The sequence below is a fragment of the Citrobacter sp. Cy070 genome (genome assembly GCF_030332245.1).
GTDB classification, from domain to species: domain Bacteria; phylum Pseudomonadota; class Gammaproteobacteria; order Enterobacterales; family Enterobacteriaceae; genus Citrobacter; species Citrobacter youngae.
In genome coordinates this window covers 1-211 of the sequence record NZ_JAOWIG010000008.1, presented here as the reverse complement: position 1 = coordinate 211, position 211 = coordinate 1, and the positions used below count along the sequence as shown (strand labels likewise).

Below are 211 nucleotides of genomic sequence, written 5' to 3'. Positions count from 1 at the left end.
CTCAGAAGTGAAACGCCGTAGCGCCGATGGTAGTGTGGGGTCTCCCCATGCGAGAGTAGGGAACTGCCAGGCATCAAATTGCAGTAAACCGGGATGAATAATCCGGGTAGTGACAAAGAAATTCGGTGGAGCGGTAGTTCAGTTGGTTAGAATACCTGCCTGTCACGCAGGGGGTCGCGGGTTCGAGTCCCGTCCGTTCCGCCACTTATTA

1 tRNA gene is annotated in these 211 nt (G+C 54.5%); it reads left to right on the top strand.

From position 1 onward, the window contains the following. The first annotated feature begins 127 nt into the window (after window positions 1-127). Window positions 128-204, top strand: a tRNA-Asp gene (locus OGY19_RS00535). Window positions 205-211: the final 7 nt, after the last annotated feature.